Genomic DNA, 26,455 nt, shown 5'->3' with positions numbered 1-26,455 from the left:
GCTCTACGTCTGATTGGCTGGATTCAGATAATTGTTCTTGACCCGCACATAGTGCTCGGCCGAGTAGCGCAGCCAGGCCTTCTCGGCATCGGTCAACGGCCGCACCTTCTCGGCCGGCCGCCCCATGTACAGGAAGCCGCTTTCCAGCGTCTTGCCGGGCGGGACCAGGCTGCCGGCGCCGAGCATCACCAGGTCTTCGACTACCACGTCATCCATCAGAATGCTGCCCATGCCGATCAGGCAGTCATTGCCGATGCGGCAACCGTGCAGGATCGCCGAGTGGCCAACGGTGACGTAGTCCCCGATGATCAAGGGCGAGCCCTGCGGCTTGTGCGGGGTGCGATGGGCAACGTGGCCCACGGTCAGGTCCTGGATGTTGGTCGAATGGCCGATGACGATGTCGTTGACGTCGCCGCGCAGAACGGCGTTGCACCAGACCGACGAATCGGGACCGATGCGGACGCTGCCAATGACCTGGGCGGAATCGTGGAGATAGACGCCAGCGGCGAGTTGCGGGGTGACGTCGAGATAGAAGGATGTCGGCATAAGCGAAAATATTGCCAAACAAACAGATTTAGTACAAGAAATTTATATAGTCTTCTTACTGGCGTGCGCTGCGCTGACGGCACTTTTCTCCATAATCACAGCTACTCGACCTTACCGGAGATGACACATGCCAATTTTTAACATTCAAATCACTTGGCAATATTCAATCGAAAGCATCGTTCTGGACACCACATCACAACCCACACTAGGGAAGTTATTAACCACAACCGAACATCGGATAGGCGAGGATGATGAACATACGTACGAAGCAGTAATTCTGAATTATTCCCATACAGATCAATCAATGTTACTGACGTTAGATTACGATAAATTCCGCAATCAAGAGGTCAGCAATGATTCGTGGGGAAAATCGACGATTGAGATTGACCTTTCGAAAAAGGCGTTACATAGAGCGGTATGGAAAGATAATGAAATCAACAACTATAACGGCCCAGCCCGCAATGTCGTGTTAACCATATATCCAACCGAAGTCGAGAAGTTAACGGCTGAACTAGTGAATGACATCGCCGTCATTGAGGGCTCGATCGCAGATACAGAAAGGCCGACCCAGATCTTGGCACGCGTTGGTCAAGGAAAATTCCGCGCCGGCGTTACGCATGCATGGAAAAACGGCGAGGCTTGTGCAGTCACTGGCATCGCCGTGCCAGAACTTCTTATTGCTTCGCATATCCGCGCATGGAAGGATTCAGACGATAATCAGCGTCTCGATCCTGCCAATGGACTGCTGCTCGCGGCGCATGTCGACAAACTCTTCGATCGACACCTGCTAAGTTTCGAGAAAACTAAAGATGGCTACGTGATCAGATTTAACTTAAGAATTAAAAAGATAGCGCTTGATTTGGGAATCAAAGCGGACGCCAGGCTCCCGATAGAAAACCTTGATGAGATTCAGCGCGACAAGTTTGAGGCACACATGGGCTATCACTTTCTGCTCTTTAGTCAAAAGTCGGCACAGGAATCTGACAACGAAGCGACTTGGTAATATCTGGGTCCACAAGCGTCAACTCAGCCGGCATGAATCTAGATGAGGTCGGATATCAAGCCAAATGTTTCGCAGCCCGCAGCCGTTCGATCGCCGTGACAATCGTCGCCTCGGTCTGCACCGCCTCGGTAAACCCGGCACGCCGGATCTTGCCCATGTCCGACACCATATCGAACTCGGTATTGAACACGAAGTCCCCGAACCACCACCCCACCAGCTTCTCGTAAGGCAGCGACTGCAGCCCATGCTGTTGCACCAGCCGCTGCCATGCATCCGCCTTGAGCGGCATCTGCTTGGCCAGCGAGAATGGCTGCGGCGTGCCGACTTCCATGTCGAACACCGCAGCAACGTGCTTCCACACACGCTCCCAGCGGAACGGCTCGTTGACCAGGTTGAAGGCTTCGCCGCTTGCGGCAGGATCGAGCGCCGCCCACACGCTGGCGCGCGCCATCCAGTCGGCGTCGGTGGTCTGCGCCAGCACGCCGGAATACACCTTGCTGCTACCCGGGAAGCGCAGCGGCACGCCCGCCGCCTTGCTCAGCGCGGCGAACACGCCCATCACCATCACGATGTTCATCGGGTTGCCGGCGATGTCGCCCACCACCACGTCGGGCCGCAGGATCGACCATTCGAAGTCGCCGGCGGCGCCGCGCTCGCGCAGCAGGTCTTCCTGGGCATAGTAGAAATTGGGCGTCATGTGGCGCGGATCGTCCTCGTAGAACGGCGCCTGCGCCGGCCCCAGATGCACGCCGTAGACCTTGGCGCCCTGGTAGTGCACCACGCGCTGCAGCGGCGCGCCGACTGCCTTCAGGCCGTCGAGCAGGTTGCGCAGCATGCCGCCGTTGATGCGCTCTTCGTCGAGCAGGTCGGTGCCGCCCTTGAGGGCCGCGTAGAACACGTGGGTGGTGTCGCGCGCGCCTTCCAGAGCACGGGCGGTGGCTTGCGGGTCCAGCAGGTCGACCTTGATCGTCTCGACGCCGTCGACGAAGGTGCGCGGCAAGGCGCGTACCTGCCAGTCCGGACGCCCCTTCAGCTCGCGCACGACCGCGTTGCCGATGATGCCGCTCGCGCCGACTACCAGCGCAGTGTATTGACCAGCCATGAAGTGCTCCTATCGATGACAAGCGCAACAGCATAGCGCTCCGTGGTAAAGCGCGTCGTCCACCAGGCAATGCAACGGAGTCCGACTGATTCAAACTGAAAACCATTATTTTCAGATTCAGTATAGAATCTGAAAAATTTCTAAATAGCATCAATAGTTTTGTTTATGACATCCCTCGCCGTTCCTCCCTTTTCCGCCGTCGGCGGCGTCACCTTGCGCCTGTCCGAACTGATGAGCGCGTTCAGCTACGCGCTCGACATCACCGAGGGCCAGCCCGAAGGACATTGCATGCGCGCCTGCTGGATCGGCGTGCACATCGGCCGCGAAGCCGGCCTGTCGCCGTCGCAGCTGCGCGAGCTGTACTACACGATCCTGCTGAAAGACCTCGGCTGCAGCAGCAACGCGGCGCGCATCTTCGAGCTGTACATGATCGACGACCGCCGGTTCAAGCATGACTACATGAGCATGGGCGACAGCCTGCCCGAGGCGCTGTCGTTCGTGCTGTCGCATGCCGGCCTGCAGGCGCCGCTGGCGCAGCGCTTTCTGAGCATCCTGAAAGTGGTGGCCGGCGGCGAACGCCTGGCCTGCGAACTGGTCAGCACGCGCTGCCAGCGCGGCGCGGAGATCGCGCGTCTGCTGCGCTTTCCGGAAAGCGTGGCCCAGGGCATCTTCGGCCTGGACAAGCACTACAACGGCAAGGGCCGCCCGAACCGCGTGCGCGGCGAGCGCATTCCGGTATATTCGCGCATCGCCCTGCTGGCCCAGGTGGTGGACGTGTTCCACACCTCGGGCGGACGTGCGGCGGCGATGGCCGAAGTCAAACGCCGCAACGGCCGCTGGTTCGACCCGCGCCTGGTGGAGGCGTTCGAGACCGTGGCCGCGAGCGACGCGCTGTGGGACGGCCTGGCCGACCCGGGACTGGAGCGCGCGGTGGCCGACCTGGTCCAGGCCGAGCGCGAGCTGCCGGTCGACGACGACTACCTCGACGACACCGCCGCCGCTTTCGGCCAGGTGGTCGACGCCAAGAGTCCGTACACGAGCGGCCACAGCGCGCGCGTGGCGCACTACACCGACCTGATCGCCGAAGGCCTGGGCTTGCCGCAGGCACGGCGCCGCTGGCTGCGCCGTGGCGCCCTGCTGCACGACGTCGGCAAGCTGGGCGTGAGCAATAGCGTGCTCGACAAGCCGGGCGCGCTGGATCGCGACGAGTGGGACGCGGTCAAGCAGCACGCGGTCTACAGCGAGCGCATCCTGGCGCGCGTGCGCGCCTTTTCCGAGCTGGCGACGATCGCCGGCGCGCACCATGAGCGGCTCGACGGCAGCGGCTACCCGCGCGGCCTGGCGGCGCAGGACATCGCGCTCGAGACGCGCATCATCACCACCGCCGACATCTTCGATGCCATTACCGCCGAGCGGCCGTATCGCGCGGCCATTCCCGTGCCGCAGGCGCTGGAAATGATGAAAAAGACGGTCGGCACGGCGCTCGATTCGGACTGCTTCGCCGCACTCGAACGCGCGCTGGCGCCGCAGGCGCAGGCCGCCTGAAACCAACCGCAGCGACTGTTTTACTTCACGATCGCGCGGAGCGTCACTTCGATCAGCTGCGCCGGAAACGCCAGCCGCGACACGCCGATCAGGTTGCTGGCGCACTGCGGACGCGCGACGCCATACTGTTCCTTGCGAACCTTGCCGGCCACGGCGAAGGCGGCATCGACGTCGAGCACGTACAGCGTCTCTTCCACCACATCGTCCAGCGTAGCGCCGAACTCGGCCAGCAATGCGGCGGCGTTCAGGTAGGTCTGGCGCATCTGCGGTTCCATGTTGGAAAAGTCAGCAGGTTTTCCATCGTCGTCGAGCGGGGCCGGCGCGACCAGCCCGCCTTCGCGGTCGTGGGCGAGCTGGCCGGACACGTAGATGACGTCCTTGACCTGCACGGCCTGGCAATAGCCGTAGATGTCTTCCCAGGCGACACCGTGGTTGGCGACTTTTTTCTCGAGCGAAGCAGATGTGTTCATACAGGTTCCAGGTGAGTTGGCGATAGGGCCGCATTGACCGGCCCTATTCTGCTGACTTGCCCCACCGGATGCCTTGTATTTTCATGCTCTCTTGAGCGCCGACACGTTTCTCATCCGTCAGCCGAACAAACCTTCATCCGAACCGTCGCCGTCGAAGAAGCCGCCCGGTTCGTCGTCGACATTGTCGGCCAGGCTGTCATCCAGCCCGCCGCCGGGTTCGTCGATCGCGCCCAGCCCGGCCTGGTCGGCCAGCGGGCTGCCGGACTGGTCGGCCACACTGTCCGCTCCCGCGCCACCGGCCGCGTTATCTGCCAGCAAGTGGTTCGACGCATCATTGCCATTGTTGCCGAGCAGATTGCCGATCCCGTGGAACAGGAAGCTGCCGGCTGCCACGCCGGCCGCCGTCGCCGCGACCGTACCCAGCATGCTGCCGGCGCCGCCGCGCATGAAGCCGTCCTGCGCCGGTGCAGCCTGTGCCCCCGGCGCAGTCTGCTGGCCCGATGCTCCCGGCTGGTAGCGGCCGCCTTCCATGCCAGGCACCGGGTTCGACGGACGCGTCTGCGCCGAGTTGCCCCAGGCGTTCGGATCGAGGAAGCCGCCGGCGCTGCGTCCGCCCTGGTTTTCCAGCTCGGCAATGCGGTTCTGGGCATTGCCCAGGGCCTGTTCCACCAGTAAGGCGCGTTGCACCAGCAGGTAGGCGGCGTCCGGCTGCTGGGCCACGGCGCGCTGGATCAGCGCGTCGGCTTCCGGGTCTTTCGCCACGCCGCGCGCCTGGACCAGCTGGTTCAGGAAATCTTGCAACTTTTGTGTGTCGGATGCATTCATGGTGGGGCTCCTGTTGGACGGTTCGGATACACCCTATGTTGTGGATCAGTCATCGCGATTTCAAGTTCAGCGGCGCACTGCTACCATTGGTTTCCGATCAACCGTTCCAGGAGATGCGATGAACTCGACCGTGGTTCCCAGCCTGCGCTACCGCGATACGCCGGCGATGATCGACTGGCTGTGCAGCAACTTTGGCTTCGAGCGGCGACTGGTGGTGCCGGGCGCGGACGATTCGGTCGCCCATGCCGAACTGGCGCTGGGCGGTGGCCTCCTGATGCTTGGCACCCATGCCGACGACACCTATGGCGCCCTGCTGACCACGCCCGAAAAGACGGGCGGACTGCAGACGCAGACCATCTGGCTGCACGTGGAGAACGCGGACGAGGTCTATTCGCGCGTGGTGGAAAGCGGCGCCGCCATCCTGCAGACCATCGGCGACGTGCCGCAGGGCGGGCGTGCGTTCTCGTGCCGCGATCCGGAGGGCCATGTGTGGCAGGTCGGCACCTACGATCCGTGGGCCGGCTGAAAGGCGATCGGAAGTCGGGCCGAGATTCGCTTGCGGCGGCGCTTGTTTGCTATGCTAGCGCCCTGGCGCCGCTCCCAGCGAGCGGCCGGATACATTTCGAAGGAAGCAGAATATGGTCTCGCTGCAAGAGCAGTTACTGAAAGCCGGCCTGGTCGACAAGAAAAAGGTCAAGCTGGCCAACCAGGACAAGAGCAAGCAACACAAGGAAGCGCTGCGCACCGGCGTCGACAAGGTCAACGAGTCGCGCGAAGCGGCGCTGGAAATGCAGCGCAAGAACGCTGAACGCGCGCGCGAGCTGAACGCCCAGCGCGACGCCGCCGCGACGCAGAAGGCGATCCTGGCGCAGATCGCCCAGCTGGTGCAGCAGAACAAGCAGCCCAAGGGCAAGGGCGACGTGCCCTACAACTTCACCTTCGGCACCAAGATCGAGCGCATCCACGTGACGTCGCAGATCGTCGAGCATCTGGTGGCCGGCCGCCTGGTGATCGTGCACATGAACGGCAGCTTCGAGCTGGTGCCGCGCGTGATCGGCGAAAAGATCGCCCAGCGCGACGCATCGATCGTGGTGCAGATCAAGAAAAAAGTGCAGGAAGTGGAAGAGGACGATCCGTACGCGGACTTCAAGATTCCGGACGATCTGATGTGGTGATGCCTGCGGTGCGCGGCCGGCTATCGGCGCGCGCACCGCATCATTGAACCGTTACGGGTTCAGATCACGTCCGCCAAACGCATTCGGCAGCTGCTCGGCAGCCGTGGTCTCGAACACATCCCCTTTCAGGTTGGTCAGCACCACCGGCAGTTCATTCCCACCCAACTCCAGGATTACCTGGCGGCACGCGCCGCACGGTGCGATCGGGCCGTCGGTCTGGCCGATCACGGCCAGCGCAGCGAAGTCGCCCGGCTGGTAGCCGGCCGCGATGGCGCTGAAGAACGCGGTGCGCTCGGCGCAGTTGCACAGGCCGTAGGCGGCATTTTCCACATTACAGCCGGGGAAGATGCGCCCATCCCTGCATTCCAGCGCCGCACCCACCTTGAACTTCGAATAGGGAGCATAGGCCAGTTCGCGCGCCGCGCGCGCTTCGTCGATCAGTTTCGTGTATTTCATGACAGGCCTCTTACGGGCGAATGGTGCGGTGGATCATCGGCTCGGCGGCCGGCTTCTCAGGGCCGATCGCGTAGGCGGCCTGTACCTGGCGGATCGCCTGCTCGGCGGCAGCCTGGGTACGCGCATGCACGGTCGCCAGCGGCTGGCCGACGGCGATCTGCTCGCCCAGTTCCACCAGATCAGTCAGGCCGACCGCGAAGTCGATCGTATCCTGCGGACGCACCCGTCCGCCACCCAGCGCCACTACCGCCAGGCCCAGGCCACGGGTGTCGACCGACGATGCGTAGCCGGCCTGCATGCTCGGCACCGGCACGATGACCGGCGCGGTTTCCAGGTGCGCGTCCGGCTTGTCCATCAGGTCGGCCGGGCCGCCCAGGGCGCTGACCATGCGCGCGAACCGCTCGGCCGCTTCGCCCGAATCCAGCACGGCCTGCAGCTTGGCGCGTGCCTCCTCGTCGCTCGCGGCCAGGCTTGAAATCACCAGCATCTCGGCGCACAGCGCCATCGTCACTTCGTGCAGGCGCGCGGGACGCGACTTGCCGGTCAGGTAGTCGATCGCGACGCGCACTTCGACCGCGTTGCCGGCCGCGTGGCACAGCGACTCGTTCATGCCGGTCAGGATCGCCGAGGTGCGCGTGCCCGCGCCGTTGCCGACGGTGACGATGCTCTCGGCCAGTTCGAGCGACTTTTCCGGGGTCGGCATGAAGGCGCCGCTGCCGACTTTCACGTCCATCACCAGCGCATCGAGGCCGGCCGACAGCTTCTTCGACAGGATCGAGCCGGTGATCATGGCCACCGATTCCACGGTCGCCGTGGTGTCGCGGATGCTGTAGAAGCGCTTGTCGGCCGGCGCCAGCTGAGCGGTCTGGCCGATGATGGCCACACCGACGTCTTTCACCACTTCACGGAATTTATCCGGATCGGGCACGGTGCTGTAGCCCGGGATCGAATCGAACTTGTCGAGCGTGCCGCCGGTGTGGCCCAGGCCGCGGCCCGAGATCATCGGCACGAAGCCGCCGCAGGCCGCGATCATCGGTCCCAGCATCAGCGAGACCACGTCGCCGACGCCGCCGGTCGAGTGCTTGTCGACCACCGGGCCGGGCAGGTTCAGGGACTTCCACTCCATGACCTGGCCCGAATCGCGCATCGCCAGGGTAAAGGCGACGCGCTCGTCCATGGTCATGTCGTTGAAGTAGACGGCCATCGCCAGTGCGGCGATCTGGCCTTCGGTGACGCTGCCGTCAGGGATGCCGCGGACAAAAAACTGGATTTCCTCGGCGCTGAGGATGCCGCCATCGCGCTTTTTGCGGATGATTTCTTGGGGGAGGAACATAAACGTATCTTTCAAAAACGTAGGGTTGGCGGCTTCGCCGCCGACGCGGTGATAGTTAACTGGTCCCGGTCCCTGCACGAGAACGGAGCCGCTACCAATCACCGCGTCGGCGGCAGAGCCGCCAACCCTACAAAATCCCGGGCACTGAATTAAACGCCGTACGGAATCCAGACATTCTTCACCTGGCTCGCATGCTGCAGCACCGTGCGGCCGCACGCCTGCTTGGCATCGAACCAGTCGCGGCCCTTGGCGCCGCCGACCCAGGTACGCTTGAGCGATTCAGCCGACAGCCGCTCGACTTCAGCACAGCCTTCCGCCGAACCGTCATGCCGCCACACCGCATCCACGTCATGGTGCGACGCCAGCGTACGCGCCAGTTCGTCGCTCGATCCGGTGACGATGTTCAGCGCGCCGCCCGGCAGGTCCGAGGTGTCCAGCACCTGGTACAGGTCGGTGGCCGACAGCGGATACGCTTGCGACGGCACCGCCACCACGCGGTTGCCCAGTGCCAGCGCAGGTGCCACCAGCGAGATGAATCCCAGCAGCGGGTTCTCGTTCGGGCACACGACGCCGATCACGCCGACCGGTTCGTTCAGCGCCACGGTGATGCCGTGCATCGGCGGCTGGTGCGCCGCGCCGTCGTACTTGTCGCACCATGCGGCCCAGTAGAACAGGCGTTCGATCGAGGCAGCTACTTCCCGCGCGGCATCCTTCGAACCGGTTTGCTGCGCGATGCGCTGGGCGAATTCGTCGGCGCGGATCGCCAGGTTCTCGGCGATGTAGTACAGCACCTGCGCGCGGTTGTGCGCGGTGGCCTTGGCCCAGCCGGACGCCTTGTGCGCCGCTTCCACGGCGTTGCGGATGTCCTTGCGGCTGCCCTCGCCGACGTCGGCCAGGAACTCGCCATTGGCGCCGTTGATCGCGCGGCTGTAGGCACCGTCGGGGCGCGCCTGCTTGCCGCCGATGTAGATCTTGGCGGTGCGGTCGACGGCGAACGGGCTGCCTTCGTCCGACTGCTTGACGCTGCCCTTCTGCGCCACGACCGGTGCGCTTGGGCGCGCATCTTCGGCAAGCGGCACCAGGTATTCGTACATGCCTTCCTTGCCGCCTTCGCGGCCAAAGCCCGATTCCTTCACGCCGCCGAAGCCGCACGCCGCATCGAACTGGTTGGCGGTGTTGATCCACACCACACCGGCCTTGATCTGCGGCGCCACGTCCAGCGCCAGGCTGATCGACTCGCTCCACACGCAGGCCGCCAGGCCGTACACGGTGTTGTTCGCCAGCTGCACCGCTTCGCCCGGGGTGCGGAAGCTCATCGCCACCAGCACCGGTCCGAAGATCTCGGCCTGCGCCACGGCGGCCGAGGTCGAGGCGCCGGTGATCAGGGTCGGCAGGTACCACGAGCCGGTCGTCGACAGCTCGACATCCGGCTGCCACACTTCGCAACCTTCGGCACGCGCCGATTCGACCAGGCCGTGGATGCGCTGCTGCTGCACCGGATCGACCAGCGCGCCGATATCGTTCGATTTATCCAGCGGCGAGCCGACGCGCAGGTTCTGCATGCGCGCCTTCACCTTGACGATGAAGCGCTCGTAGATCGATTCCTGCACCAGCAAACGCGAACCGGCGCAGCACACCTGCCCCTGGTTGAACCAGATCGAATCGACCAGGCCTTCGACGGCGGCATCCAGGTCCGCGTCATCGAACACGATGAACGGCGACTTGCCGCCCAGTTCCAGCGACAGTTTCTTGCCGCTGCCGGCAGTCGCCTTGCGGATCAGGCGACCGACTTCGGTCGAGCCGGTGAAGGCCAGCTTGTCGATGCCAGGGTGATTCACGATCGCTTCGCCCACGCGGCCATCGCCGGTGACGATGTTGACGACACCGGCCGGCACGCCGGCGCGCTGGCAGATCTCGGCGAACAGCAAGGCGGTGAGCGGCGTGTACTCGGCCGGCTTGAATACCACCGTGTTACCGGCGGCCAGCGCCGGTGCGATCTTCCACGCCAACATCAACAGCGGGAAGTTCCACGGCACGATCTGGCCGACCACGCCGACGGCGCGGTAGTCGGCGAATTCTTCCGACTGCAGCTGGGCCCAGCCGGCGTGATGATAGAAGTGGCGCGCGGCCAGCGGCAGGTCGGCATCGCGGGTTTCGCGGATGGTCTTGCCGTTGTCGAGCGTTTCGAGCACCGCGAACAGGCGCGCGTGCTTTTGCAGCAGGCGCGAGAGCGCGTACATGATCTTGGCGCGGCCATGGCCACCCAGGGCGACCCAGCCCGGCTGGGCGCGGCGGGCGGCGGCGACGGCGCGTTCGACGTCGTCATTGGTGGCTTGCGTTACCTGCGCCAGTTCGGCGCCGTCGGCCGGGTTATTGGTGGCGAAGGTCTCGCCCGCGTCGCTCCAGGCGTTGTCGATGAACAGGCCGAAACGGCGGCCGTGCTGGTCCAGCCACGCGAGCGCTTCCTTGGTGGTCTCGAGAGCGGGGCCGTAATCCATGGTCTGAAGAATCTCTTTAATTGTTGGCATGACGAATCCGGAAAATTAGGGTTGCGCGTGGCGGTGAGCGGCCGAGTAGTTACCGGTCACGTAGTGTTCCAGCTGGCGCTCGATGTCGGTCAGCAGGCTCGATGCGCCGATGCGGAACAGGTGCGGCTGCAGCCAGTCGTTGCCCAGTTCTTCCTTCATCACGGTCAGGTATTGCAGCGCCGACTTGGCGGTCGAGACGCCGCCGGCCGGCTTGTAGCCGACCTGGAAGCCGGTCTGCTCGTAGTAGTCGCGGATCGCGCGCACCATGACCAAGGAAACCGGGATGGTGGCGTTGACGCCTTCCTTGCCGGTCGAGGTCTTGATGAAGTCCGCGCCTGCCATCATGCAGACCCACGAAGCCTTGGCCACGTTCTCCAGCGTCACCAGGTCGCCGGTGGCCAGGATCGCCTTCACGTGCGCGTCGCCGCAGGCTTTGCGGTAAGCGACCATCTCGTCGTACAGCGCCTGCCAGTTGCCGGTCAACACGTGCTGGCGGGTGATGACGATATCGATCTCGGTCGCGCCGGCGGCCACCGACAGCTCGATCTCGCGCAGCTTGGTTTCCATGCTCGACAGGCCGGCCGGGAATGCGGTCGACACGGCGGCGATCGGGAGACGGCCCTGCAGCACCTTGACGGCCGGGGTGATCATCTCATGGTACACGCACACGGCGCCGGTGCTCAGGCTATCCAGACCCAGAGCCTGCATCAAGTCGGTGCGCAGCGGGCGCATCGCCTTCATGCACAGGCGCTCGACGCGGCCCGGGGTGTCGTCGCCCGACAGCGTGGTCAGGTCCATGCATTCGATGGCGCGCACCAGCCAGGCGGCCTGGTATTCCTTCTTGACCGTGCGGCGATTCGCCAGGCTGGCGGCGCGGCGATCGGCGGCGTTGCGGTTGACCTTGATACTGTTGACCAGGCCCAGGTCCAGGGGAATGGCGATGTTGCGTTTGAAGTCCAGCGGCTGGGTCATAGCAGTGCGGTTCCGTTCGAAAGTGGTTTGACGCCGAGGTGCTTGGCCAGGGTGGCGCCGATGTCCGAGAAGGTATTCGCCGTCGGCAGTTCCTGCGGCTTGACGTTCGGACCGAAGAAGATCATCGGGATGTGTTCGCGGGTGTGGTCCGAGCCCGGCGCGGTCGGGTCGCAGCCATGGTCGGCGGTGATCACCACCAGGTCGTCCGGCTGCAGCTTGGCCATGAATTCCGGCAGGCGCGCATCGAGTTCGTGCAGCGCGTTCGAGTAGCCGGCGACGTCGCGGCGGTGACCGAAGTGCATGTCGAAGTCGACGAAGTTCACGAACGTCAGCGATTTACTGGGCGCCTCGTCGGCCACTTCCAGCAGGCGGTCGAACAGCGCCATATTGTCAGGGCCTTTCACCAGGCGCGTCACGCCCTGGCCGGCGAAGATGTCGCTGATCTTGCCCAGTGCGATGACTTCGGCGCCGGCGTCCTTGACGTGATCCAGCAGCGTCGGGCTGGTCGGCGGCACTGCGTAGTCATGGCGGTTGGCGGTGCGCTTGTAGTCGCCGTTGGCGCCGACGAACGGGCGTGCGATCACGCGGCCGATGTTGTACGGCTTGACCAGTTCATAGGCCGCTTCGCACAGCTGGTACAGGCGCTCCAGGCCGAAGTGCTCTTCGTGCGCGGCGATCTGCAGCACCGAGTCGGCCGAGGTGTACAGGATCGGTTTGCCGGTCGCGACGTGCTCATCGCCCAGCTCGTTGATGATGGTGGTGCCCGAGGCGTGGCAGTTGCCCAGCCATCCCGGCACGCCGCTCAAGGCCTGCAGCTTGTCGGTCAGTTCGGCCGGGAAGGTCGGCACCGTCTTCGGGAAGTAACCCCAGTCGAACAGCACCGGCACGCCGGCGATTTCCCAGTGACCGCTCTGCGTGTCCTTGCCGGTCGACTGCTCGCGGGCGACGCCCCAGGCGCCGCTAAAACCGTCGCGCCGGTCGAAGCCGGCAGCCCATTCGCCGCTGGCCTTGTGGGCAGCGGCGGCCAGGCCCAGTTGCTCCAGGTGCGGCAGCGACATTGGTTTACCTTCTTTCGCCGCCCATTGCGCGATGTGGCCGAAGGTATTGGTACCCGCGTCGCCGTATTTATCGGCATCGGGCAAGGCGCCCATGCCGAAGGAATCAAGCAGGAGGATGAATGCGCGTGACATGGTCTTCGCTTTCTCAGTCTGAATGGATTAGGCGTCAGTGCGTGGGCTCTGGCCGAAACGCTCGATGAAGGCCGGGATCAGCGCGACCATGTCCTGGGCCGCGATCGCCGCGTACTTCAGGGTCTGATCGTGCGACAGCGCGAACGGCGACAGGCCTTCAGCCAGGTTGGTGATCGCCGACACGGCGGTCACTTTCAGGCCACAGTGGCGCGCGGCGATCACTTCCGGGATCAGCGACATGCCGACCACGTCGGCGCCCAGCGTTTTAAAGGCGCGGATTTCGGCGACGGTCTCGAAGTGCGGGCCGGCCGCGGCCAGGTACACGCCTTCGTGCAGGGTGATGCCCTTCTCCTGCGCGGCGGCTTTCACCTGTTCGCGGGTCTCGGCGTCGTACGCGTTCGACATGCTGAAGAAGCGCGGGCCGAAACGGTCGTCGTTCGGACCGGCCATCGGGCTGCCCGGCAGGAAGTTGATGTGGTCGGTGATCGCGACCAGGCTGCCGGCGTCGGCTTCGACGTTGAGCGAACCGGCGGCGTTGGTGACGAACAGCAGTTCGCAGCCGATCTGTTTCAGGGTGCGGATCGCCGAGGTCATCACGCCCGGGCCGTAGCCTTCGTAGAAGTGGCCACGGCCTTTCATGCAGGCGACCGGCACGCCGTTCATCTCACCCAGCACCAGTTCGCCGGCGTGGCCGTGCACGGTGCTGATCGGGAAGCCCGGCAGGTCGGCATAGCCGATCGACACGGCGTCGGTGAGCTGCTCGGCCAGCACGCCCAGGCCGGAACCGAGGATCAGCGCCACGCGCGGCGTAAAGCCCGGCTTGCGGGCGCGGATGATGTCGGCGGCTTCGAATGGAGTATTGCTGGACATGATATTCCTTGTCGATGAACGGTATGGGGTATTGGAGGACGGAGCGAGAGCCTGTGGCCCGGAAATTGCATGGGCGTAAGACTGTGGTCAGCTAACTATTATAACTATGCATGAAGGTCGATATGTATGGCAAATACCGAATTTCTTGGCGATTTATATCTTTTATAGATAAGTCTGGTCAGAAATTGTTGCTATGCATACACTGACTCAAGCACTTTGATTACAGCTGCACCGGGTCGTTGACACAATTCAAACAAATGCCTAGGATGGACAAACAAATGTCAGAAAGCCGAGCTTGAGCGCGATGCCCAAAAAAGAACAATTATTCGAGCTGATCCGCTCCAACCCCTTCATCTCGCAGCAGGATCTGGCAACCCAGCTCGGCCTGTCGCGCTCCGCAGTTGCCAATTACATCGCCACCTTGGTGCGCGAACGCCGCATTCTCGGGCGCGCCTACGTGCTGCCCGACCACCGTCCGGTGCTCTGCATCGGCGCCGCGAATCTCGACCGCAAGCTGCGCACGCTCGGGCCATTGAGCCTGGGCACCTCGAATCCCGCGCGCCAGGCCGAATCCTTCGGTGGCGTGGCGCGCAACATCGCCGAGAACCTGGTGCGCCTGGGCGCGCCGGCGGCCCTGATCACGGCGGTCGGCGGCGACGCCTCGGGCCGCTCGCTGCTGGCGCATGCCGACGAAGCCGGGATCGACACCCGCGGCGCGCTGCGCATCGACGGCGCCGCCAGCGGCACCTATACCGCGGTGCTGGACCATGACGGCGAAATGCGCGTGGCGCTGGCCGACATGGCGATCAATGACGCCCTCACCCCCGACTTCTTCGCCAGCCGCGAACAGCAGCGCGCTGGCGCGGCCCTGATCGTGGCCGACCTGAACCTGCCGCACGACGCCGTCGCCGCCCTGCTGGAAGGCGCGCGCAATGACGGCGTGCCGATGGTGGTGGTGGCCGTGTCCGAACCGAAGATCGAGCGCCTGCCGCAAGAGCTGTATGGCCTGCGCCTCTTGATCCTGAACGAAGGCGAACTGGCCGCGCGCGTCGGCCGTAAGCTGGCGAACAACGCCGACATCGCGCGCGCCTGCGAGCAGCTGCGCAAGGACGGCGTGCAGGACGTGATCGTTACCCGCGGCGCGGCCGGCGTCAGCTTCACCATCCCGGGCGGCCTGAGTACCCTGCCGCCGCCGCGCGTGAACATCGTCGACGTCACCGGTGCCGGCGACGCCTTCGCCGCCGCCGTCGTGTGGTCGCTGTACGAAGGCGAAACCGACCTGGCGCGTGCCTGCCGCCGCGGCCTGGAATTGTCCGCCATGACCATCTCTTGCGAGCAGACCGTCTGTACGCAACCCGACTTCAGCCGTCTCGACGGCTTCCACGAACCACTCCTCACGAATTGACCATGCAATCCTTCCTCCTGTTCTCGCCCGAAGTGGCGGCCGCGCGTACCGCCGGCAAACCGATCGTGGCGCTCGAATCGACCATCATCTCGCACGGCATGCCGTACCCGCAGAACGTGCAGACCGCACGCGAAGTGGAACAGGTGATCCGCGACGCCGGCGCGGTGCCGGCCACCATCGCCATCATCAAGGGCAAGATCTGCGTCGGCCTGTCGGAAGAACAGCTCGAGACGCTCGGCTCCTCCCCTGACGCGATCAAGGTCAGCCGGCGCGACCTGCCGTTCGTGCTGTCGCAAGGCCTGCTGGGCGCCACCACCGTGGCCGCGACCATGATCTGCGCCCAACTGGCCGGCATCGAAGTGTTCGTCACCGGCGGCATCGGCGGCGTGCACCGCGGCGCCGAGACCAGCTTCGACATCTCGGCCGACCTGCAGGAACTGGCACAGACCAGCGTCGCGGTGGTGTGCGCCGGTGTGAAGTCGATCCTCGACATCGGCCTGACGCTCGAATACCTCGAGACCCACGGCGTGCCGGTGGTCAGCGTCGGCCAGCCGGGCTTCCCGGCCTTCTTTACGCGCGAGAGCGGCTTCAAGGCCGATTTCCAGCTCGACGCACCAGAGGCGCAGGCAGCCTTCATCCGCACCAAGTGGCAACTCGGCCTGGACGGCGGCGTGGTGGTGGCCAATCCGGTACCTGCCGAATCAGCGATGGAGCCAAGCGAGATCGATGCCATCATCGCCCAGGCGCTGCAGGAAGCGGAGCAGCAGAACGTGAGCGGCAAATCGGTGACGCCGTTCCTGCTGGCGCGCATCAAGGAGCTGACCGAAGGCCGCAGCCTGGCCACGAATATCGCGCTGGTCAAGCACAACGCCCTGGTCGGCGCGCGCCTGGCGGTGGCGCTCAATCACAAAGCGGCCTGATTCACCTCCCTGCGCACCCCACATGTCGATCGACCTGAAACAGCTGAAATACTTCCTGGCGGTGGCCGAAGAAAAAAGCTTCAGCCGCGCCGCCGAGCGCCTGCACATCTCGCAGCCGCCGCTCTCGCAGCAGATCATGAAGCTGGAAAGCGAACTGGGCGTGCGCCTGTTCACGCGCACCACGCGCAGCTTCGAGCTGACCGTGGCCGGGCGCGCGCTGATGGTCGAAGCGGCCGAGCTGCTGGGCAAGATGCGCATGACCATCGAGACCATCCGCCAGATCGACCGCGGCGAAGTCGGACGGCTGCGGGTAGGCATCGTCGGTTCAGCGATGTGGGGGCCGATCCCGGGACTGTTGGAACAGTTCCAGACCCAGTTCCCGCGCGTGACCTGGACCATCCACGAACTCGGTCCCAACGACCAGTGGGAAGCGCTGCGCAATAAACAGATCGACGTCGGCTTCTGGCGCGAGCCGCGCATCGAGGCCGACGTGCTGAAACAGGCCAACCTGCGCCAGGAGCTGTGCTTCCGCGAGAACGTGTGCGTGGCGGTTAACGAACGCCATCCGCTGGCCGGCCGCGCGTCGGTGGCGCTGCAGGAGATCGCCGGCGAGCCCTTATTGACGCTGCACCTGGACCAGTCGGCCGAGCCGCGCTACCTGATCCAGTGCTGCGTGAATGCCGGCTTCGAGCCGACCATCTTCCAGGAAGCGGCCGAACCGCAGACGCTGCTGGCCATGGTCGGTGCCGGCCTGGGCGTGGCGCTGATGCCTGAGACCACCAGCCGCATCGGCTGGCCGGGTGTGCGCTTCCTGCCGATCCACGCCAACGCGCCGTCGGCCAACCTGTACATCAGCTATCCCTCGCAGGACGATGCGCCGGTGGTGCGCGCCTTCCTCAAGATCCTGTTCCCGGACGAGCAGCCGGGCTGAACAGTTCCATGTATCGACGATTGACCCGATTCGACCCGCCTTGTGCGGGTCGAAGCATTTCTGGCGCTTTCCTGTCCCAGCATTGTCCCGTTGTTGCCTGAAAAATACACGTCTCGTCCCTCTTAAACCCTCGCACGATTGAGTTCAATTAACTAATTTTTAACATTGCCTCCGGTATGATGGTTGTCAAGTTCATCAATTTTTACAGGATTCCGTATGACTACAGCGACGCGGCGATACGGTGGGCTCGACATCGACACATACGACGATCCTGCACGCGATGACTTCGACAATCTCGCCGACCTGGACAGCATGCGCGATGCGATCGAACTGCGCATCGACCAGCTGCTCGGCAGCGGCGAGCGCAACGACATGCTGGTGAAAGCCATGCGCACCTCGGCCCTGAGCGCCGGCAAGCGCATGCGCCCACTGCTCCTGATGCTGGTGGCGCGCGACCTCGGCTGCTCGTCGTCGGCCCTGATCGACGTCGCCTGCGCGGTCGAGATGGTGCACGCCGCCTCGCTGGTGCTGGATGACCTGCCCTGCATGGACGACGCCAGCCTACGCCGCGGCAAGCCTGCGATCCACGTTCAGTACGGCGAAGACGTCGCCATCCTGGCCTCGGTGGCCCTGCTCAGCCGCGCCTTCGGCGTGCTGGCCCAGGCCCAGGACATCGCCCCCGCCACCCGCTCGCGCCTGGTCGCGGCGCTGGCCCAGACCGTGGGCGACCAGGGCCTGGTGCGCGGCCAGTACGAAGACCTGCACGGCGGCGCGCGTACGCCCGAGCAGATCGCCACCACCAATGAACTCAAGACCGGCCTGCTGCTGGGGGTCGCGGTCGACATGGCCTCGATCATCTGCCACGCCGACGAACGGGTGGCGCAGCAGCTGCGCGCCTTCGCGCTGGCGGCCGGCCAGGCGTTCCAGATCAAGGACGACTTCCTCGACGGCGCCGGCAACGACAGCGCCGTCACCGGCAAGGACACCGGCAAGGATGTCGGCAAGGCCACCCTGATCAATACCCTCGGCCACGACGAAGCCAAGCGCCGCCTGATGGCCTGCCTGCAGGAAGCCGACCGCTGCCTGGGCGCGGCCGTCGGCGCCAAGGGCCGCACGCGCGGCTTCGTGGCCAGCCTGTTCGCGCAAGGTTCGAAAAAGCGCCAGCAGCCCGAGATCAAGCCCGAGGTACCGGTCGCACGCGAACTGCGCGTGGCCGAACTGCGCGTCTAAGCCGCTACCGGCGGCGCGCCGCCAAGTCACGAAAGAGGATTCTGCATGGCGCACTTCGCCGTGGTCGCACCCGCGTTCTACAGCCACTTCAACTCGTTGTCCGTCCTCGCGCTCGAACTGATTGGGCGCGGGCACCGTGTCACCTTCCTGCACCGCCCCGACGCCTCGGTCTACGTGCGCGACGCGCGCATCGGTTTTCATGCGATCGGCGCCGACACCCACCCTCCCGGCTCGCTGGGCGAATCGCTGCACCGCGCCGCCAATCCGGGCAGCCCGCCCGGACTGCGCCGCGTGATTCTTGACATGGCCGAGAGCACCGCGATGCTGTGCCGCGAACTGCCGGCGGCGCTCAAGGCGCTGCAGGTCGATTACCTGATTGCCGACCAGATGGAAGCGGCCGGCGGCCTGGTGGCAGAGGGTCTGAAGATGCCGTTCATCTCGGTGGCGTGCGCACTGCCGGTAAACCGCGAGCCGGACATTCCGCTGCCGGTGATGCCCTTCGTGTATGAGGACAGCGAACGCGCGCGCAAGATGGTCGAGGGCAGCACCAAAGTCTATGACTGGATGATGGGGCCGCACCGGCGCGTGATCGCCGAACAGGCGCGCGCTTTCGGGCTGGCGCCGCGCGACAATCTGCACGAATGCCTGTCGGCGCTGGCGCAGATCAGCCAGACCGTGCCCTCCTTCGATTTTCCGCGCCGCGCGCTGCCGCCGCAGTTTCACCATGTCGGCCCACTGAACGCGGGCGGCGCCGCGCCGAATCATGCCGGCCTGCCGCCGCTCGACCCCGATAAACCCTTCGTGTTCGCTTCGCTCGGCACGCTGCAGGGCCAGCGCTATGGACTGTTCCGCCGCATCGCCCACGCCTGCCGCCAGCTCGGCGTGCAGCTGCTGATTGCCCACTGCGGCGGCCTGGACGAGCGCCAAGCGCGCGCCCTGGAGCGCATCGGCAGCACGCGCGTCAGCGCCTTCGTGCCGCAACTCGAGGTGCTGGACCGCGCCGATGCGATCGTCTCGCATGGCGGCTCGAACACGGTGATGGAAGCGATCGCCGCGCGTACGCCGATCCTGGCGCTGCCGGTCGCCTTCGACCAGCCGGGCGCCGCGGCGCGCATCGAATACGCCGGCATCGGCCTGCGCGCCTCGGCGCGCGTGTCGAGTACTGGCCGCATCCGCGACCAGCTGCGCCGCTTGCTCAATGAGCCGCAGTTCGCCGCGCGCATGGCGCCGCTGGCCGACGAGATCCGCCAGGCCGGCGGCGCCGTGCGCGCAGCCGACATCGTCGAACGCGCGCTCGACCTGCAAGCAGCAGCGCAGCCGCTGGCCAGCCATGGTTGATGCCGATCTCATTCTGGCCGGCGGCGGCCTGGCCAACGGCCTGATCGCCTGGCGCCTGCGCGCCGAGCGCCCTTCCTTACGCATCCTGGTGCTGGAACAGGGCGCGCACCTGGGCGGCAACCACACCTGGTCATTCCACGACAGCGACCTCGATGCGGCGCAGCGGCGCTGGATCGCGCCGCTGGTGACGCAGCGCTGGCCGGGCTATGACGTGATCTTTCCGCAGCACGCGCGCACCCTCGACGGCGGCTACGCCAGCATCGAGTCGAGCGACTTCGCGCGCGTCCTCACGCCCATGCTGGGCGACGCGCTCATGACGGGTGTGCGTATCGAGTCGCTCACGCCGACCTCGGTGCAGTTGGCCGATGGCCGCACCCTGCACGCGCGCGCCGTGATCGACGGCCGCGGCATGCGCCCGAGCGGCCACCTGGCGCTGGGCTGGCAGACCTTCCTCGGCCAGGAAGTGCGGCTGGCGCAGCCGCACGGCCTCACCCGTCCCACCATCATGGACGCCAGCGTCGCCCAGCAAGGCGGCTACCGCTTCGTCTACCTGCTGCCGTTCGGCCCGGACCGGGTGCTGATCGAAGACACCCATTACGTCGACAGCGACGCCTGGGAGCCGGAACGCCTGCGCGCCAATATCGCGGCCTATGCGCAGGCGCGCGGCTGGCAGATCGAGCAGGTGCTGCGCGAAGAAACCGGCTCGCTGCCGATCGTGCTGGCGGGCGACTTCGAGCGCTTCTGGGACGAACTCGATGGCCAGCCCAGCGTCGGCCTGCGCGCCGGCCTGTTCCACGCCACCACCGGCTACTCGCTGCCGCACGCGGCGCGCCTGGCCGACCGCATCGCCGCCCTGCCCGATTTGTCGGCCGCCAGCGTGTTCGACACGATCCGCAGCGAAGCGCGCGATGCCTGGCGCCGGCAAGGCTTCTTCCGCATGCTCAACCGCATGCTGTTTTTGGCCGGCAGTCCCGACAACCGCTGGGGCGTGATGCAGCGCTTCTACCGCCTGCCCGCACCGCTGATCGCGCGCTTCTACGCCGGCAGCCTGACCCTCGGCGACAAGGCGCGCGTGTTGACCGGCAAGCCGCCGGTGCCGGTGCTGGAAGCCTTCACCGCGGTCCGCAAAATACACCCTTACCAGATCAGGAAAGCAGCATGAACCAGATGAACATCAATCCAAGGACCGCCGTCGTCGTCGGCGCCGGCTTCGGCGGACTGGCCCTGGCCATCCGGCTGCAGGCCGCCGGCGTGCAGACCACGCTGCTCGAAAAGCGCGACAAGCCGGGCGGCCGCGCCTATGTGTACGAAGACCAGGGCTTCGTGTTCGACGCCGGCCCCACCGTGATCACCGATCCGTCCGCGATCGAAGAGCTGTTCACACTGTGCGGCAAGCAGATGTCGGATTATGTCGAGATGCTGCCGGTGGCGCCGTTCTACCGCCTGTGCTGGGAAGACGGCAGCCACTTCGATTACGCCAACGACCAGGAAGCACTGGACCGCCAGATCCACGCGCGCAATCCCGACGACGTGGCCGGCTACCAGCGCTTCCTGGCGTATTCGAAGGCGGTGTTCGACGAGGGCTACCTGAAGCTGGGCGCGGTGCCGTTCCTGTCGTTTCGCGACATGATCCAGGCCGGCCCGCAGCTGGCGCGCCTGGAAGCGTGGAAGAGCGTGTACGGCATGGTGTCGCGCTTCGTCAAGGACGAGCAGCTGCGCCAGGCGTTCTCGTTCCACTCGCTGCTGGTGGGCGGCAATCCGTTCGCCACCAGCTCGATCTACACGCTGATCCATGCGCTCGAGCGGCGCTGGGGCGTGTGGTTCCCGCGCGGTGGCACCGGCGCTCTGGTCAAAGGCCTGGTGCGGCTGTTCCAGGACATGGGCGGCAAGATCGAACTGAACGCCCCGGTGGCGCGCATCGAGACGCAGGGCAACCGCGTCACCGGCGTGCGCGTCGAGGATGGCCGCCTGTTCAGCGCCGACACGGTGGCCTCGAACGCCGACGTGATGCACACGTACGACAAGCTGCTCGGCCAGCACCCGCGCGGCGTCAGCCAGGCGGCGTCGATGGACAAGAAACGCTGGAGCAATTCGCTGTTCGTGCTGTACTTCGGCCTGGACAAGCATCACGAGCAGCTGCAGCACCATACCGTCTGCTTCGGCGCGCGCTACAAGGGCCTGATCAAGGACATCTTCAACGGCCCGCGCCTGGCCGACGACTTCTCGCTGTACCTGCACGCGCCGTGCGTCACCGATCCCTCGCTGGCGCCGCCCGGTTGCGGCAGCCACTACGTGCTGGCGCCGGTGCCGCACCTGGGCAACGCGCCGATCGACTGGGCGGTGGAAGGCCCGCGCTACCGCGACCGCATCTTCGCCTACCTTGAAAAGCGCTACATGCCGGGCCTGCGCAGCCAGCTGGTCACCAGCCGCTTCTTCACCCCTGTCGACTTCCGCGACCAGCTCAACGCTCACCTGGGTTCGGCCTTCTCGCTGGAGCCGATCCTGACCCAGAGCGCGTGGTTCCGCCCGCACAACCGCGACGCCGAGCTGTCCAACCTGTACCTGGTCGGCGCCGGTACCCATCCCGGCGCCGGCGTGCCGGGCGTGATCGGCTCGGCCAAGGCCACCGCGGGACTGATGCTCAGCGAGGTGCATGCATGAGCGAAGCGCTGATGCAGCACGCGACCCAGACCATCGAGGTCGGGTCAAAAAGCTTCGCGGCGGCGGCAAAACTGTTCCCGCCCGCCACCCGGCGCAGCGTGCTGATGCTGTATGCCTGGTGCCGCCACTGCGACGACGTGGTCGATGGCCAGGAGCTGGGCTTCGGCGTCGTGGCGCCGGTTGCACACGATCCGCGCGCAGAACTCGATTCGCTCTACGACCAGACCCGGCGCGCCTACGCGGGCGAGCCGATGCCGATTCCGGCGTTCGCCGCCTTCCAGGAAGTGGCGCTCGGCTCGCACATCGCGCCGCGCTATGCCTTCGATCACCTGGCCGGCTTCGCCATGGACGTGGGCCAGGCGCGCTACGAGACCATCGACGACACGCTGCGTTACTGCTACCACGTGGCCGGCGTGGTGGGCCTGATGATGGCGTCGATCATGGGCGCCCGCGACGAGCGGGTGCTCGATCGCGCCTGCGACCTGGGACTGGCCTTCCAGCTGACGAATATCGCGCGCGACATCGTCGACGACGCCGCCATTGGCCGCTGCTACCTGCCGGCGCAGTGGCTGCGCGAAGCGGGCATCCCGCAAGAAGAGATCGGCCTGCCGCGCCACCGCGCGGCGCTGGCGCAGGTGGCCGCGCGCCTGGTCGACTACGCCGAGCCGTATTACGACTCGGCGATGACCGGTATCGCCGCCCTGCCGCTACGCAGTGCGTGGGCGATCGCCACCGCGCGCAATGTCTATCGCCAGATCGGGGTGGAAGTCAAACGGCGCGGCGCGCGCGCGTGGGATGAGCGGGTCGGCACGTCGAAGGCGGCCAAGCTGCGCCTGCTGGCGCTGGGCGGTGCCCAGGCGCTCAGCTCGCGTCTTCGAGCGAGGTCGCCGGCGCGGCGCGACGGTCTGTGGCTGCGTCCCGGTCGCGGTGCCGAAGCGATGGCGGTTGGCGGTCTTGCAGTTGACGCTTGAGCTTGGCGACCGGCGGCGCGTACAGGAAGCCGAACGACACCGCGCCGTCCTTGCCCGGCACCGCATGGTGCATGCGGTGCGCCTGGTACAGCCGCTTGAAGTAGCCGCTCTTCGGCACGTAGCGGAACGGCCAGCGCTGGTGCACCAGGCCGTCGTGGGCGACGAAGTACAAGGCGCCGTAGGCGGTCATCCCGGCGCCGATCCATTCGAGCGGGTGGTAGCCGCGCGTGCCGAACCAGATCAGGGCGATGGCCACGCCCGCGAAGACGACCGCGAACAGGTCGTTCTTCTCGAACCAGCCGGTGCGCGGCTCGTGGTGCGAGCGATGCCAGCCCCAGCCGAAGCCATGCATCACGTACTTGTGCGCGACGATGGAAAACACTTCCATGAACGCGATGGTGGCCAGGACGATGAGCGTGTTTGTCAGCACGGTGGGCATGATGGGGTGGTCGGCAGCGAAGGCGGAATGAGATTGCCCACAGCCTATCACGCCGGCCCACGCGCACGGCTGGACAAAGCGACAACAAACGCCGTCAAAGGCGATACACGAATAGTTTGCTCAACTAAATCTGCTCAACCAATGGAGTCTTCATGAAGGTCTTTCGTTCTATCAGCCGTTCCCTGTTCATCTCGGCGGCGCTGGCCGCGACCGCATCCGCGTCCGCGGCCACCATCGAGGTGCGCGTCACCGGCGTGGTCGGCGGCAAGGGCAAGGTGGCGGTCGCCGTCTGCGACAAGGACACCTTCCTGAAGGATTGCAAGTACTCGGCAACAGCCCCGGCGAAGGATGGCGAGAACGTGATCACGGTGAAGGACGTCCCGGCCGGCACCTGGGCCGTGCTGTCCTACCAGGACGAGAACGATAACGGCAAGCTGGACCGCAACGTGGTCGGCATTCCGAAAGAAAACTACGGCTTCAGCCGCGACGCGCGCGGCCGCTTCGGTCCGCCGAGCTTCGAAGAGGCGGCGTTCGCGGTGAACGGCGAAACGGCCAGCGCCGCCGTCAAGCTGCGCTGAACCAGGCGGCCAATTCCATATTTTTTCAAGGAGTACACCATGCAACGATATCCGGCAGCGATCGTCGGCGGCCTGATCGCAGGAGTGCTGACGACGGCAGTGATGAAGGCCGGCCGCAAGAGCGGCATGCTGACCAAGACGCTCGACCGCGATGCGGTGGACTGGATCGACGACGTGAGCGGCTCGCGCGCGCTGATCGGCGACAGCGGCACCAGCATGGTCGAATTCGTCAACCACCTGGGCGCATCAGCCGCATTCGCCGCCGCCGTGCCGAAGCTGAGGGAACTGGCGCCGTCGCTGTCACCGGCGGCGCTCGGCACGCTGTACGGCACCGCCCTGTACGCCGTGAACATCGGCGCCATCGCACCGCTGCTCGGCATTACCGAAGGCGAAGTCAAGGCGGGACCGCGCAAGGCCGGCGAACGCTGGGCGGTGCACGTCCTGCAGGCGGTGGTCACCGCGGTGGTGGCGGATCGCCTGACCACGGAAGGTAAAATGCCGCCTCGATCCAATTGAAATGAAGGCAAGCGATGAAGAAAACCGACCTGGCAAAGAGCGACGCCAAGAAAATCATGAACCAGATGGCGGCCAAGGGCGCAGCGTTTGGTACCGCCGCCAAGCCGGCGCTCGACCGCCGCGAACAGCGCGAGCGTGAACGCGCGCTGGGGCTGGTGCCGTTCGCCGTCAAGCTCAATGGCGAACTGGTGCAGCAGCTGCAGGCGCAGAGCAAGGAGCGCGGCGTCGAGATGAACCAGCTAGTGGCCGAGTTGCTGCAAAAAGGTCTGGCGGCCTGATTAGGGCCCTGCCGGATCCTCGTGGAATACCCACTTCTTGCCATTCCAGTAGAGAATGGCGGAGACGGCTTCGGTGTCGAGCTGCACGCCGTCGCCGCGCATCGCGCCGCGCGGCACCTGTAATTCCTTCGCTTCGCGCGAGCGTGCCGTTACGCGCCGCATGTCGGACGTCATCTCTTCGCGGCGCAAGACCAGGATCGGCGAATCGCCGTCCAGCAGTAGCCGGGCATAATTTTTGTCCCATTTGGCGTTGGCGACACTGGACGTCGAATGCAGCGCCAAAAACTGCAGGCGGTCTTTTCCACCGCCGCTATCCCCGAACGTGTTCACGGTTTTGATGCCAGTGTTGGCCGGCACCTTGGCGACCAGCACCTTGACCACCATGATGACATCCGGCGTGCCATCGCCATTGAAGTCGCCTGCCATGCAATGACCCTCGCGCCGGATCGGCTGCAGTGTCCCGGCAAACTGCCTGGCCACCAGCGGCACGACTTCCTTGCATATTTCCTGGCTCATCAGATCAGCGGCCGACGCTGGTATGCCCGCTGCCAGGATCAAGGCGGCAATGGCGGAGAGACGAAGGCGGTCATGCAGATTCTTCATTTTCATAGGCTGGCGCTGTACACGGTGGACACTGTCGGATTGACTGGTGACGGCCACATTCTCACGTGACGCATGCAGCGGCGAGCATAGCATTGGAACAGCCGTCGAAAATGCAACGATTTCCACGCCCGGACTGCGACAAGACTGCAGCGCGCCGCTTGCAAAGCCGCGCTCGACGGCGCACGATGAGATCGACCAGCCGAACCACTTCAACCAGGAGAAGGATGATGATCAAGGTGAGCGTGATGTACCCGAACGGTCCCGACGCCCATTTCGACGAGGCCTATTATTGCGAGCGGCACATGCCCATGGTGAAGGAGCTGATGGCCGATCATCTGAAGTTCTATACGGTCGACCGGGCGCCCTCCTCCGCCACGCCCGAGAACAATGCGCCCTATATCGCCATGGGACACCTGTTCTGCGATTCGGTCGATGCGTTCCAGGCCGGCTTCGGCCCGCACACCAAGACCATCATGGGCGACATTCCCAACTACACCAACCAGAAGCCGATCATCCAGATCAGCGACGTGCTGGTGGGTTGAACGCCTTTTCATGCCGGGGACCGGGACG

28 protein-coding genes are annotated in these 26,455 nt (G+C 65.2%); 16 read left to right on the top strand and 12 right to left on the bottom strand.

Annotated elements, in window-relative coordinates:
• Positions 1 to 3 precede the first annotated feature (3 nt).
• Entirely contained in the window at positions 4 to 546 is a 543-nt protein-coding gene (locus RTQ83_RS04570; protein WP_312511512.1) for a gamma carbonic anhydrase family protein, read from the bottom strand.
• 127 nt (positions 547 to 673) lie between these two features.
• Between RTQ83_RS04570 and RTQ83_RS04565 the strand changes: the two genes are divergently transcribed.
• Entirely contained in the window at positions 674 to 1,549 is an 876-nt protein-coding gene (locus RTQ83_RS04565; RefSeq protein WP_312511511.1) for an HNH endonuclease signature motif containing protein, read from the top strand.
• A 55-nt stretch (positions 1,550 to 1,604) separates the two neighbouring features.
• Here RTQ83_RS04565 and RTQ83_RS04560 read toward each other — a convergent pair whose 3' ends face one another.
• Positions 1,605 to 2,651 carry an SDR family oxidoreductase gene (locus RTQ83_RS04560; protein ID WP_312511510.1) on the bottom strand — a complete coding sequence of 349 codons (1,047 nt, stop codon included), beginning with the start codon at positions 2,649 to 2,651 and terminating at the stop codon, positions 1,605 to 1,607.
• 165 nt (positions 2,652 to 2,816) lie between these two features.
• Here RTQ83_RS04560 and RTQ83_RS04555 point away from each other — a divergent pair, with 165 nt between their 5' ends.
• Positions 2,817 to 4,196, top strand: a complete 1,380-nt coding sequence (locus RTQ83_RS04555; RefSeq protein ID WP_312511509.1) for an HD domain-containing phosphohydrolase — start codon at positions 2,817 to 2,819, stop codon at positions 4,194 to 4,196.
• 20 nt (positions 4,197 to 4,216) lie between these two features.
• Here the strand turns inward: RTQ83_RS04555 and RTQ83_RS04550 are convergent, their stop codons facing one another.
• Both RTQ83_RS04550 and RTQ83_RS04545 read right to left on the bottom strand, forming a co-directional pair.
• Positions 4,217 to 4,666: a Rid family hydrolase gene (locus RTQ83_RS04550; RefSeq protein ID WP_312511508.1), complete on the bottom strand. Its 450-nt coding sequence runs from the start codon at positions 4,664 to 4,666 to the stop codon at positions 4,217 to 4,219.
• A gap of 117 nt (positions 4,667 to 4,783) precedes the next feature.
• Positions 4,784 to 5,491, bottom strand: a complete 708-nt coding sequence (locus RTQ83_RS04545; RefSeq protein ID WP_312511506.1) for a DUF2076 family protein — start codon at positions 5,489 to 5,491, stop codon at positions 4,784 to 4,786.
• Positions 5,492 to 5,609: 118 nt separating this feature from the next.
• On the opposite strand from RTQ83_RS04545, the gene RTQ83_RS04540 reads away from it, so the two are divergent.
• Together RTQ83_RS04540 and RTQ83_RS04535 are read left to right on the top strand one after the other, a co-directional pair.
• The gene (locus RTQ83_RS04540; RefSeq protein WP_312511504.1) at positions 5,610 to 6,017 is read left to right on the top strand and encodes a VOC family protein; all 408 of its coding nucleotides are present in this window, start codon (positions 5,610 to 5,612) and stop codon (positions 6,015 to 6,017) included.
• A 112-nt stretch (positions 6,018 to 6,129) separates the two neighbouring features.
• Positions 6,130 to 6,666 (top strand): DUF2058 domain-containing protein, encoded by a 537-nt coding sequence (locus tag RTQ83_RS04535; protein WP_290416846.1) that lies wholly within the window; start codon positions 6,130 to 6,132, stop codon positions 6,664 to 6,666.
• A 51-nt stretch (positions 6,667 to 6,717) separates the two neighbouring features.
• Here RTQ83_RS04535 and RTQ83_RS04530 read toward each other — a convergent pair whose 3' ends face one another.
• The 6 genes from RTQ83_RS04530 to xapA all read right to left on the bottom strand — a co-directional run bounded on the left by RTQ83_RS04530 (position 6,718) and on the right by xapA (position 14,015).
• Positions 6,718 to 7,122, bottom strand: a complete 405-nt coding sequence (locus RTQ83_RS04530) for a cytidine deaminase (RefSeq protein WP_312511501.1) — start codon at positions 7,120 to 7,122, stop codon at positions 6,718 to 6,720.
• A 10-nt stretch (positions 7,123 to 7,132) separates the two neighbouring features.
• Positions 7,133 to 8,455: a thymidine phosphorylase gene (gene deoA, locus RTQ83_RS04525; protein ID WP_312511500.1), complete on the bottom strand. Its 1,323-nt coding sequence runs from the start codon at positions 8,453 to 8,455 to the stop codon at positions 7,133 to 7,135.
• Positions 8,456 to 8,604: 149 nt separating this feature from the next.
• A complete protein-coding gene (locus RTQ83_RS04520) occupies positions 8,605 to 10,983 on the bottom strand; it encodes an aldehyde dehydrogenase family protein (protein WP_409456076.1) in 2,379 nt (792 codons plus the stop codon).
• Positions 10,984 to 10,998: 15 nt separating this feature from the next.
• Complete coding sequence (gene deoC, locus RTQ83_RS04515) at positions 10,999 to 11,955, bottom strand: deoxyribose-phosphate aldolase (RefSeq protein WP_312511499.1); 957 nt, start codon at positions 11,953 to 11,955, stop codon at positions 10,999 to 11,001.
• Positions 11,952 to 13,145: a phosphopentomutase gene (locus tag RTQ83_RS04510; protein WP_312511498.1), complete on the bottom strand. Its 1,194-nt coding sequence runs from the start codon at positions 13,143 to 13,145 to the stop codon at positions 11,952 to 11,954. Before RTQ83_RS04510 ends, deoC begins: the two co-directional genes overlap by 4 nt.
• 27 nt (positions 13,146 to 13,172) lie before the next feature.
• The gene (gene xapA / locus RTQ83_RS04505; protein WP_312511497.1) at positions 13,173 to 14,015 is read right to left on the bottom strand and encodes a xanthosine phosphorylase; all 843 of its coding nucleotides are present in this window, start codon (positions 14,013 to 14,015) and stop codon (positions 13,173 to 13,175) included.
• Between the two features lie 304 nt (positions 14,016 to 14,319).
• Between xapA and RTQ83_RS04500 the strand changes: the two genes are divergently transcribed.
• From RTQ83_RS04500 to crtB, 8 genes are all read left to right on the top strand, one after another.
• On the top strand, positions 14,320 to 15,420 hold the full coding sequence (locus RTQ83_RS04500) for a carbohydrate kinase (RefSeq protein ID WP_409456079.1): 1,101 nt from the start codon (positions 14,320 to 14,322) through the stop codon (positions 15,418 to 15,420).
• 2 nt (positions 15,421 to 15,422) lie between these two features.
• Positions 15,423 to 16,340, top strand: a complete 918-nt coding sequence (locus RTQ83_RS04495) for a pseudouridine-5'-phosphate glycosidase (protein ID WP_312511495.1) — start codon at positions 15,423 to 15,425, stop codon at positions 16,338 to 16,340.
• Between the two features lie 22 nt (positions 16,341 to 16,362).
• The gene (locus RTQ83_RS04490) at positions 16,363 to 17,271 is read left to right on the top strand and encodes a LysR family transcriptional regulator (protein ID WP_312511494.1); all 909 of its coding nucleotides are present in this window, start codon (positions 16,363 to 16,365) and stop codon (positions 17,269 to 17,271) included.
• 216 nt (positions 17,272 to 17,487) lie between these two features.
• A complete protein-coding gene (locus RTQ83_RS04485; RefSeq protein ID WP_312511492.1) occupies positions 17,488 to 18,501 on the top strand; it encodes a polyprenyl synthetase family protein in 1,014 nt (337 codons plus the stop codon).
• A gap of 45 nt (positions 18,502 to 18,546) precedes the next feature.
• The gene (locus RTQ83_RS04480) at positions 18,547 to 19,839 is read left to right on the top strand and encodes a glycosyltransferase (protein ID WP_312511490.1); all 1,293 of its coding nucleotides are present in this window, start codon (positions 18,547 to 18,549) and stop codon (positions 19,837 to 19,839) included.
• The gene (gene crtY / locus RTQ83_RS04475; protein ID WP_312511489.1) at positions 19,832 to 21,001 is read left to right on the top strand and encodes a lycopene beta-cyclase CrtY; all 1,170 of its coding nucleotides are present in this window, start codon (positions 19,832 to 19,834) and stop codon (positions 20,999 to 21,001) included. Before RTQ83_RS04480 ends, crtY begins: the two co-directional genes overlap by 8 nt.
• Complete coding sequence (locus tag RTQ83_RS04470) at positions 20,998 to 22,500, top strand: phytoene desaturase (protein WP_312511487.1); 1,503 nt, start codon at positions 20,998 to 21,000, stop codon at positions 22,498 to 22,500. The genes crtY and RTQ83_RS04470 overlap by 4 nt, the downstream gene beginning before the upstream one ends.
• On the top strand, positions 22,497 to 23,471 hold the full coding sequence (gene crtB / locus RTQ83_RS04465; protein WP_312511485.1) for a 15-cis-phytoene synthase CrtB: 975 nt from the start codon (positions 22,497 to 22,499) through the stop codon (positions 23,469 to 23,471). Before RTQ83_RS04470 ends, crtB begins: the two co-directional genes overlap by 4 nt.
• Here crtB and RTQ83_RS04460 read toward each other — a convergent pair.
• Positions 23,362 to 23,910 (bottom strand): sterol desaturase family protein, encoded by a 549-nt coding sequence (locus tag RTQ83_RS04460; protein WP_312511483.1) that lies wholly within the window; start codon positions 23,908 to 23,910, stop codon positions 23,362 to 23,364. The genes crtB and RTQ83_RS04460 overlap by 110 nt on opposite strands.
• A gap of 152 nt (positions 23,911 to 24,062) precedes the next feature.
• Here RTQ83_RS04460 and RTQ83_RS04455 point away from each other — a divergent pair, with 152 nt between their 5' ends.
• The 3 genes from RTQ83_RS04455 to RTQ83_RS04445 are packed head-to-tail and all read left to right on the top strand — an operon-like array spanning position 24,063 to position 25,282.
• Positions 24,063 to 24,488 carry a DUF2141 domain-containing protein gene (locus RTQ83_RS04455; RefSeq protein WP_312511482.1) on the top strand — a complete coding sequence of 142 codons (426 nt, stop codon included), beginning with the start codon at positions 24,063 to 24,065 and terminating at the stop codon, positions 24,486 to 24,488.
• Positions 24,489 to 24,527: 39 nt separating this feature from the next.
• Entirely contained in the window at positions 24,528 to 25,004 is a 477-nt protein-coding gene (locus RTQ83_RS04450; protein ID WP_312511481.1) for a hypothetical protein, read from the top strand.
• Positions 25,005 to 25,018: 14 nt separating this feature from the next.
• Entirely contained in the window at positions 25,019 to 25,282 is a 264-nt protein-coding gene (locus RTQ83_RS04445) for a hypothetical protein (RefSeq protein WP_312511479.1), read from the top strand.
• Here the strand turns inward: RTQ83_RS04445 and RTQ83_RS04440 are convergent, their stop codons facing one another.
• Positions 25,283 to 26,011 (bottom strand): hypothetical protein, encoded by a 729-nt coding sequence (locus RTQ83_RS04440; protein ID WP_312511478.1) that lies wholly within the window; start codon positions 26,009 to 26,011, stop codon positions 25,283 to 25,285.
• 98 nt (positions 26,012 to 26,109) lie between these two features.
• On the opposite strand from RTQ83_RS04440, the gene RTQ83_RS04435 reads away from it, so the two are divergent.
• Positions 26,110 to 26,427: an EthD family reductase gene (locus RTQ83_RS04435; protein WP_312511477.1), complete on the top strand. Its 318-nt coding sequence runs from the start codon at positions 26,110 to 26,112 to the stop codon at positions 26,425 to 26,427.
• Positions 26,428 to 26,455 lie beyond the last annotated feature (28 nt).

Origin of the sequence: Massilia sp., from assembly GCF_031995545.1 — a bacterium.
Taxonomy (GTDB): domain Bacteria; phylum Pseudomonadota; class Gammaproteobacteria; order Burkholderiales; family Burkholderiaceae_D; genus Telluria.
The sequence above is the reverse complement of the archived record's forward strand: the minus strand, read 5'-3'. Positions and strand labels throughout refer to the sequence as shown.

What these genes read in the sequence shown, in the direction of transcription:
- RTQ83_RS04495 (WP_312511495.1), top strand. Translation starts at nt 15,423, where the DNA reads ATGCAATCCTTCCTCCTGTTCTCGCCCGAAGTGGCGGCCGCGCGTACC.
- crtY (WP_312511489.1), top strand. Translation starts at nt 19,832, where the DNA reads ATGGTTGATGCCGATCTCATTCTGGCCGGCGGCGGCCTGGCCAACGGC.
- RTQ83_RS04545 (WP_312511506.1), bottom strand. Translation starts at nt 5,491, where the DNA reads ATGAATGCATCCGACACACAAAAGTTGCAAGATTTCCTGAACCAGCTG.
- RTQ83_RS04455 (WP_312511482.1), top strand. Translation starts at nt 24,063, where the DNA reads ATGAAGGTCTTTCGTTCTATCAGCCGTTCCCTGTTCATCTCGGCGGCG.
- deoC (WP_312511499.1), bottom strand. Translation starts at nt 11,955, where the DNA reads ATGACCCAGCCGCTGGACTTCAAACGCAACATCGCCATTCCCCTGGAC.
- xapA (WP_312511497.1), bottom strand. Translation starts at nt 14,015, where the DNA reads ATGTCCAGCAATACTCCATTCGAAGCCGCCGACATCATCCGCGCCCGC.
- crtB (WP_312511485.1), top strand. Translation starts at nt 22,497, where the DNA reads ATGAGCGAAGCGCTGATGCAGCACGCGACCCAGACCATCGAGGTCGGG.
- RTQ83_RS04480 (WP_312511490.1), top strand. Translation starts at nt 18,547, where the DNA reads ATGGCGCACTTCGCCGTGGTCGCACCCGCGTTCTACAGCCACTTCAAC.
- RTQ83_RS04565 (WP_312511511.1), top strand. Translation starts at nt 674, where the DNA reads ATGCCAATTTTTAACATTCAAATCACTTGGCAATATTCAATCGAAAGC.
- RTQ83_RS04460 (WP_312511483.1), bottom strand. Translation starts at nt 23,910, where the DNA reads ATGCCCACCGTGCTGACAAACACGCTCATCGTCCTGGCCACCATCGCG.
- RTQ83_RS04520 (WP_409456076.1), bottom strand. Translation starts at nt 10,983, where the DNA reads ATGCCAACAATTAAAGAGATTCTTCAGACCATGGATTACGGCCCCGCT.
- deoA (WP_312511500.1), bottom strand. Translation starts at nt 8,455, where the DNA reads ATGTTCCTCCCCCAAGAAATCATCCGCAAAAAGCGCGATGGCGGCATC.
- RTQ83_RS04450 (WP_312511481.1), top strand. Translation starts at nt 24,528, where the DNA reads ATGCAACGATATCCGGCAGCGATCGTCGGCGGCCTGATCGCAGGAGTG.
- RTQ83_RS04540 (WP_312511504.1), top strand. Translation starts at nt 5,610, where the DNA reads ATGAACTCGACCGTGGTTCCCAGCCTGCGCTACCGCGATACGCCGGCG.
- RTQ83_RS04555 (WP_312511509.1), top strand. Translation starts at nt 2,817, where the DNA reads ATGACATCCCTCGCCGTTCCTCCCTTTTCCGCCGTCGGCGGCGTCACC.
- RTQ83_RS04435 (WP_312511477.1), top strand. Translation starts at nt 26,110, where the DNA reads ATGATGATCAAGGTGAGCGTGATGTACCCGAACGGTCCCGACGCCCAT.
- RTQ83_RS04530 (WP_312511501.1), bottom strand. Translation starts at nt 7,122, where the DNA reads ATGAAATACACGAAACTGATCGACGAAGCGCGCGCGGCGCGCGAACTG.
- RTQ83_RS04510 (WP_312511498.1), bottom strand. Translation starts at nt 13,145, where the DNA reads ATGTCACGCGCATTCATCCTCCTGCTTGATTCCTTCGGCATGGGCGCC.
- RTQ83_RS04500 (WP_409456079.1), top strand. Translation starts at nt 14,320, where the DNA reads ATGCCCAAAAAAGAACAATTATTCGAGCTGATCCGCTCCAACCCCTTC.
- RTQ83_RS04485 (WP_312511492.1), top strand. Translation starts at nt 17,488, where the DNA reads ATGACTACAGCGACGCGGCGATACGGTGGGCTCGACATCGACACATAC.
- RTQ83_RS04490 (WP_312511494.1), top strand. Translation starts at nt 16,363, where the DNA reads ATGTCGATCGACCTGAAACAGCTGAAATACTTCCTGGCGGTGGCCGAA.
- RTQ83_RS04560 (WP_312511510.1), bottom strand. Translation starts at nt 2,651, where the DNA reads ATGGCTGGTCAATACACTGCGCTGGTAGTCGGCGCGAGCGGCATCATC.
- RTQ83_RS04445 (WP_312511479.1), top strand. Translation starts at nt 25,019, where the DNA reads ATGAAGAAAACCGACCTGGCAAAGAGCGACGCCAAGAAAATCATGAAC.
- RTQ83_RS04470 (WP_312511487.1), top strand. Translation starts at nt 20,998, where the DNA reads ATGAACCAGATGAACATCAATCCAAGGACCGCCGTCGTCGTCGGCGCC.
- RTQ83_RS04535 (WP_290416846.1), top strand. Translation starts at nt 6,130, where the DNA reads ATGGTCTCGCTGCAAGAGCAGTTACTGAAAGCCGGCCTGGTCGACAAG.
- RTQ83_RS04570 (WP_312511512.1), bottom strand. Translation starts at nt 546, where the DNA reads ATGCCGACATCCTTCTATCTCGACGTCACCCCGCAACTCGCCGCTGGC.
- RTQ83_RS04550 (WP_312511508.1), bottom strand. Translation starts at nt 4,666, where the DNA reads ATGAACACATCTGCTTCGCTCGAGAAAAAAGTCGCCAACCACGGTGTC.